The organism is Rudaea sp. (assembly GCF_036560865.1).
GTDB lineage: Bacteria > Pseudomonadota > Gammaproteobacteria > Xanthomonadales > Rhodanobacteraceae > Rudaea.
On the sequence record NZ_DATBQK010000069.1, the window covers coordinates 58,340 to 64,968 of the forward strand.

Below are 6,629 nucleotides of genomic sequence, written 5' to 3' on the forward strand. Positions count from 1 at the left end.
AGCGATCACTCCTCCTCTCCCGTTTGCGGGAGAGGGCAAGGGGTGAGGGCACGACTAGGCGCAGGCCTCGCGAATCTCCGCCGGCACCAGAACCGGCTTGCCGCTCGCGCTATCGACCCACACCATCACCGTGGTGCCATCGCAATAAACGATGCTGTGATCCGTGGCATCGACGATGCGATGGGCGACGGTCACCGACGTCGTACCGAGACGCTCGCAGTACAACTGCGCAACGATCGTGCCCGGCCAGCCGAGCTGGCGCCGGTAATTGACCTGACATGCGGCCATCACCGGCATCGTGGTGTCGGTGCCCATCGCGCCCTCGATACCGGACATCCAATGCAGACGCAGTTCTTCCGTGTAAGTGAGGAAGGTGGAATTGTTGACGTGATTGAACGCGTCGAGATCGCGCCAGCGCAGTGCGATGGTGATTTCCGCGAGCTTGCGCGCCGTCTCCGGATTCGAGCTTGTGCCCGCGCTCATGCGGCCTTCCGTTTGCGCCCGTTGCCGAGCACGCGTGCGAGGAAACTGCCGGTGTGCGAGGCGGGATTCCTGGCGATCTGCTCGGGCGTGCCCAGCGCGATGATTTCGCCGCCGCGATGGCCGCCTTCGGGACCGAGATCGATCACCCAGTCGGCAGTTTTGATCACATCGAGATTGTGTTCGATCACGACCACGGTATTGCCGTCGTCGCGCAGGCGATGCAGCACCTTGAGCAGTTGCTCGATGTCGTGGAAATGCAGGCCGGTAGTCGGCTCGTCAAGGATATAGAGCGTGCGGCCCGTGTCGCGTTTGGACAGTTCACGTGAGAGTTTGACGCGTTGTGCTTCGCCGCCCGACAGCGTGGTGGCGCTCTGGCCTAGCTTGATGTAGCTCAAGCCCACATGCATCAGCGTTTCGAGTTTGCGCGCCAACGCCGGCACCGGTTCGAACAGTTTCAGCGCGTCCTCGACGGTCATGTCGAGCACGTCGGAAATCGTGTAGCCCTTGTAGTGGATTTCCAGCGTTTCGCGGTTGTAGCGCTTGGCGTGACAGACGTCGCAGGGCACATACACATCCGGCAGGAAGTGCATCTCGACCTTGATCATGCCGTCGCCTTCGCAGGCTTCGCAGCGGCCGCCCTTGACGTTGAACGAGAACCGCCCCGGCTGATAGCCGCGCGCGCGTGACTCGGGCACTTGCGCATACAGTTCGCGCAGCGGTGTGAACAGACCGGTATACGTCGCTGGATTCGAACGCGGCGTGCGCCCAATCGGCGACTGGTCGATGTCGACGACCTTGTCGAACAGTTCCAGCCCTTCGACTTTCTCGAATGGCGCCGGCTTTTCGTTGGCACCGTTGAGTTCCGCTGCCGCATGTCGATACAACGTGTCGTTGATCAGGGTCGATTTCCCTGAACCCGATACACCGGTCACGCAGACGAACAGACCGGCCGGAATTTCCAGATTCACATTTTTCAGATTGTTGCCGGAGGCGCCGGAAATGCGCAGCATCAATTGCGGATCGGGTTCGCGACGCTGGCGTGGCACTTCAATACTGCGCTTGCCCGACAAGAACTCCCCGGTCACCGAGCGCTTCGCCGCAAGCACGTCTTTCAATTTCCCCTGCGCGACGATTTCGCCGCCGTGCACGCCTGCACCTGGGCCGATATCGACGATGTGATCGGCGATGCGGATCGCGTCTTCGTCGTGCTCGACCACGATCACCGTGTTGCCCAGATCGCGCAGGCGCGTGAGTGTGCCGAGCAGGCGCTCATTGTCGCGCTGGTGCAGGCCGATCGAGGGCTCGTCGAGCACGTACATCACGCCGACCAGACCCGCGCCGATCTGCGAAGCGAGGCGGATGCGCTGCGCCTCGCCGCCGGAAAGCGAATCGGCCTGACGATCGAGGGTGAGATAGTCGAGCCCGACATCGACCAGGAAACGCAGGCGCTCGCGAATTTCCTTGACGATCTTCGTCGCGATCTCGCCGCGCCAGCCGGCCAAGGTCAGTGCGCTGAAGAATTCCAGCGACTGATCGATCGGCAGCGCGGTCAGCGCAGGCAGGTTGCGATCGTCGACGAACACGTTGCGCGCGCTGCGATTGAGGCGCTGGCCGTGGCAATCGGGGCAGGGGCGCTCACTGATGAACTTGGCGAGTTCCTCGCGCACCGCGGGCGATTCGGTTTCCTTGTAGCGCCGATCGAGGTTCGGCACGATGCCTTCGAACTTGTGCTTGCGCGCCACGCTGCCACCGGTCTCGGTGAGATAGCGAAACGTGATCGGTTCGTCGCCGGAGCCGAACAAAATAGCCTGGCGTATCGTTGCCGGCAACGATTCCCATGGCGCATCGATATCGAATTGGTAGTGCCTGGCGAGCGAAAGTATCAATTGGAAATAGTACATATTGCGTCGGTCCCAGCCGCGCACCGCACCGGCGGCGAGACTGAGGTTCGGATGCACGACCACGCGCGCGGGATCGAATACCTGGGTCACGCCGAGCCCGTCGCAGGATGGGCAGGCGCCGACTGGCGAATTGAACGAGAACAGGCGCGGCTCGAGTTCGGGCAACGAGTAGTCGCAGATCGGGCAGGAGAAACGCGACGAGAAAATCGTCTGGTTCGCTTTTTCGACCGCCGCTGCAGTGCGTGCGCTAGCGGCGACCGCAGGGAGTGCAGAGCCACTTGGGCTCTCCTGCCCGGCGTCCAGGTCAACCACGATCACGATGCCCTCGCCGAGCCGCAGCGCGGTCTCAAACGATTCGGCCAGGCGCTGCTTGATCTCGGTACTTGGGCGGAAGCGATCGATCACCGCTTCGATCGTGTGCTTCTGGCGCAAGCCGAGCGTCGGCACCGCATCGAGTTCGTGCAGCACGCCGTCGACGCGCGCGCGCACGAAGCCCTGCGCGCGCAACTGCTCGATCACCTGCAGATGCTCGCCCTTGCGCTCGCGCACGATCGGTGCGAGCAGCATGTAGCGATGCTCGGGGTTCATCGCCAGTGTCGCATCGACCATCTGGCTCACCGTCTGCGCCTCGAGCGGAATGCCGTGATCCGGGCAACGCGGCGTGCCGACGCGCGCGAACAGCAGACGCAGATAATCGTAGATCTCGGTAATCGTGCCGACCGTCGAACGCGGATTGTGCGAGGTCGATTTCTGTTCGATCGAAATCGCCGGCGACAGGCCCTCGATATGGTCGACGTCGGGCTTCTCCATCACCGACAGGAATTGTCGCGCATAGGCCGACAGTGACTCGACATAGCGGCGCTGGCCTTCGGCGTAGATCGTGTCGAACGCGAGCGAGGATTTGCCCGAACCGGACAGGCCGGTGATCACGATCAGGCTGTCGCGCGGCAGGTCCAGATCGATGTTCTTGAGGTTATGCGTGCGTGCACCGCGGATGCGGATGGTGTCCATGGCGTTCGATGGTCCGGGTCAACGAAGTACTATAGCGCGATGCCGCAGTCAGGGCACATGCGTGGATTGCGCATGAAACCTTGAGACGGTCGCAAGAGGCGAGACTGATGACAGGCCCGCATTCAATGCCGTCGCGTGGCGGAGAATTCAAGCTTGCCGAAGCGCACCTGTCGGCCGTGCCGATTCCGCCCGTGCGCGTCGCGTCGTTGAAAGATGCGATCACGCGTGATTGCGTGGGATGGGAATCGGCGCTACCGTGCGCGAGAACTTCAGCGCCGGGGAGCACAACGTCATGGTCATCAAAAGCATCAGCGTTCTTAAACTTGCCATTTTTCAGGGCGCGATGGGCGTCGCCCTCGGCCTTATCGCAGCACTGCTTTTCATGACCTTCGGTTCGATGATCGGGGGCCTGACCAACCACGCCGCTGCCGGCATGTTCGGCGGAATCGCGATGCTGATCTTCCTGCCGATCATGTACGGTATTTGCGGGTTCATTGCCGGGGCCGTCGGCGCCTTCGTTTACAACCTGGTTGCGGGTGTTGTCGGTGGCGTCGAGATCGAGACCGAATAGACGTTTCCGCGGTACGAATGCGTGGGGTCTGCCAGTGGCAGGCGGTTGACGTTTGCCTGCGGAAAAGGCTATTATTCCCGGCTGTTTTGAACGGCAGTTGTCATAATAACTACAGAGGAATGCCAAGATGTACGCAGTTATCGTTACCGGCGGTAAGCAATACCGCGTGGCGCAGGGCGAGACCTTGCGCGTGGAAAAACTCGAAGCCGACGTCGGCGCCGCGGTCAATTTCGACCAAGTGCTGCTGCTCGGAACGGGCGAAGGCATCAGCGTCGGCGCACCGCATGTGAGCGGCGCTTCGGTCGCGGCCAAGATCGTCAAGCACGGCCGCTTGGACAAGATCCGCATCATCAAATTCCGTCGCCGCAAGCACCATCAGAAGCAGATGGGCCACCGGCAGTACTACACCGAGATCGAGATCACCGGTATCTCGGGCGCGAAGGAGTAAGTCATGGCACATAAAAAGGCAGGCGGCAGTACCCGTAACGGCCGCGACTCGAACCCGAAATACCTCGGCGTGAAAATGTACGGCGGTCAGGCCGTGAACGCGGGCAATATCATTGTTCGCCAGCGCGGCACCCAGTTCCATCCGGGCGCCGGCGTCGGTCTCGGTCGCGATCACACCCTGTTTGCTCTGGTCGACGGCAAGATCGATTTTTCCGTCAAGGGCGCGAAAAATCGCCGTACCGTCAGCGTATTTGCGCCGGACAAGACCGACGCCTAGGGCGCGCGGTCAGCGAAACGACAGAGCCCCGCCTTGTGCGGGGCTTTTCGTTGGAATGAAGTGGAATTCCATGGGCCATTCCGAGCGGTGCTCTTGCCCGAGCGCGAGAAAATGCTCATCGAAATATATAAGCAGCATGAGGCATTACACTTAGCCACCCATGAAATTCGTCGACGAAGCACAAATCACCGTTCATGCCGGCAACGGCGGCAATGGTTGCGTCAGTTTCCGGCGCGAGAAATTCATTCCTCTTGGCGGGCCGGACGGCGGCAACGGTGGCGATGGCGGCAGCGTCTGGCTGGTTGCGGATGAAGGCCTGAACACCTTGATCGACTTTCGCCATCAGCGCGACTTTCGCGCCCAGCGCGGCGAGAACGGCATGGGCCGGCAAATGGCCGGCAAGGCGGGCGAGGACGCGACGATCCGTGTGCCGGTCGGCACCTCGGTCATCAATGTCGATACGGATGAGCTGATCGGCGATCTCACCGAACATGGCCGGCGACTCAAGGTCGCCGAAGGCGGCCACGGCGGCGCGGGCAACGTGAATTTCAAGAGTTCGACCAATCGCTCGCCGCGCAAGGCCACGCCCGGCTCGGAAGGCGAAGAACGCGAGCTGCGCATGGAGCTGAAAGTGCTCGCCGACGTCGGCCTGCTTGGCTTTCCGAATGCGGGGAAATCCACTTTTATACGCGCGGTGTCGGCGGCAACGCCGCGCGTCGCCGACTACCCGTTCACGACCTTGCAGCCACATCTTGGAGTCGTGCGCATCGGCACCGATCAGAGTTTCGTGATCGCCGATATTCCGGGTCTGATCGAGGGCGCGGCGGAAGGCGCGGGGCTGGGCATCCAGTTCCTCAAGCACGTTTCGCGCACGCGGCTGCTGTTGCATCTGGTCGATATTGCGCCGCTGGATGAAGAAACCGATCCGGTCGAGCAGGTGCGCGCGATCGAGTCCGAACTCGAAAAATTCGACGAGGAACTGTTGCAGCGTCCGCGCTGGCTGGTGTTCAACAAGGCCGACCTGTTGCCGCCCGAGGAACGCGAGAAGCGCGCCAAGGCGCTCGTGCGCAAGCTGAAATGGAAACAGCCGTGGTTCCTGGTCTCCGCGATCGCGCGCGAAGGCACCTGGCCGGTGTGCCTGAAAATTCAGGACTTCTTCGATCGCCTGAAAGCGGAAGCGGCGGAAGAGGCGCGGAGCGAAGACGCTTGATGAGTCCGTCGGCGTCGTTCTGCTCCCGCGCACCCTCTCCCCAACCCCTCCCCCGTCGAGGGGGAGGGGCTAAAGCAATTCGCGCTGCTTTGCTGCCCGAGCGCGGGATAGCGACTGAAGCGGCTCTCACTTCTCCCCTCTCCCCTCGCGGGAGAGGGGCGGGGGAGAGGGGGCAATTCATGCGTGCGTGGAATAAAAAAAGCCGGCGTTGGCCGGCTCATTATCTTTGCGCTCGTCAATGAGCGCGAAAATCACGAAGCGGCCATCCGTGGCCGCACTTTTCAAAAAATCAGGCGAGCGCCTTGATATGCGCACTCAGACGGCTCTTGTGGCGCGAGGCTTTGTTCTTGTGGATCAGGCCGCGGCTGGAAAAACGGTCCATCACCGGCTCGGCGGCTTTGTACGCGGCTTCGGCCGCAGGCTTGTCTTTCGCGGCGATCGCATTCACCACTTTCTTGATCGATGTGCGCAGCATGGAACGCGCACTGGAATTGCGGGCGTTGCGCTTTACAGCCTGACGCGCACGCTTCTTCGCGGACTTGATATTTGCCAAGGGAAAACTCCGGAAACTCGGGACGGTAAAAGGGGCGCAATTGTAGGTATTGCGAGGGTTGGCGTCAACGGAAAAGAGTCGGGACTCGGGACTCGGGGCTCGGGGCTCAGGGCTCGGGGCTCGGGATCCAAGCAAAGAGCATACCCGAAGAACCTTAAATACCGATCGTCTCGGCT

7 protein-coding genes are annotated in these 6,629 nt (G+C 61.7%); 4 read left to right on the plus strand and 3 right to left on the minus strand.

Translation table 11 applies throughout. The features are described from left to right. Positions 1–54 precede the first annotated feature (54 nt). Positions 55–483: an acyl-CoA thioesterase gene (locus VIE67_RS07510; protein WP_332024833.1), complete on the minus strand. Its 429-nt coding sequence runs from the start codon at positions 481–483 to the stop codon at positions 55–57. After that, entirely contained in the window at positions 480–3,395 is a 2,916-nt protein-coding gene (uvrA, locus tag VIE67_RS07515; RefSeq protein WP_332024835.1) for an excinuclease ABC subunit UvrA, read from the minus strand. The genes VIE67_RS07510 and uvrA overlap by 4 nt, the downstream gene beginning before the upstream one ends. A 256-nt stretch (positions 3,396–3,651) precedes the next feature. On the opposite strand from uvrA, the gene VIE67_RS07520 reads away from it, so the two are divergent. From VIE67_RS07520 to cgtA, 4 genes are all read left to right on the plus strand, one after another. Further along, positions 3,652–3,966: a hypothetical protein gene (locus tag VIE67_RS07520; protein WP_332024837.1), complete on the plus strand. Its 315-nt coding sequence runs from the start codon at positions 3,652–3,654 to the stop codon at positions 3,964–3,966. Positions 3,967–4,093: 127 nt separating this feature from the next. Further along, the gene (rplU, locus tag VIE67_RS07525; protein ID WP_332024839.1) at positions 4,094–4,414 is read left to right on the plus strand and encodes a 50S ribosomal protein L21; all 321 of its coding nucleotides are present in this window, start codon (positions 4,094–4,096) and stop codon (positions 4,412–4,414) included. A 3-nt stretch (positions 4,415–4,417) separates the two neighbouring features. Then, positions 4,418–4,690 carry a 50S ribosomal protein L27 gene (rpmA, locus tag VIE67_RS07530; RefSeq protein ID WP_332024840.1) on the plus strand — a complete coding sequence of 91 codons (273 nt, stop codon included), beginning with the start codon at positions 4,418–4,420 and terminating at the stop codon, positions 4,688–4,690. Between the two features lie 160 nt (positions 4,691–4,850). Next, complete coding sequence (cgtA, locus tag VIE67_RS07535; protein WP_332024842.1) at positions 4,851–5,900, plus strand: Obg family GTPase CgtA; 1,050 nt, start codon at positions 4,851–4,853, stop codon at positions 5,898–5,900. 289 nt (positions 5,901–6,189) lie between these two features. Here the strand turns inward: cgtA and rpsT are convergent, their stop codons facing one another. After that, complete coding sequence (gene rpsT, locus VIE67_RS07540; RefSeq protein WP_332024844.1) at positions 6,190–6,453, minus strand: 30S ribosomal protein S20; 264 nt, start codon at positions 6,451–6,453, stop codon at positions 6,190–6,192. Between the last annotated feature and the right edge of the window lie 176 nt (positions 6,454–6,629).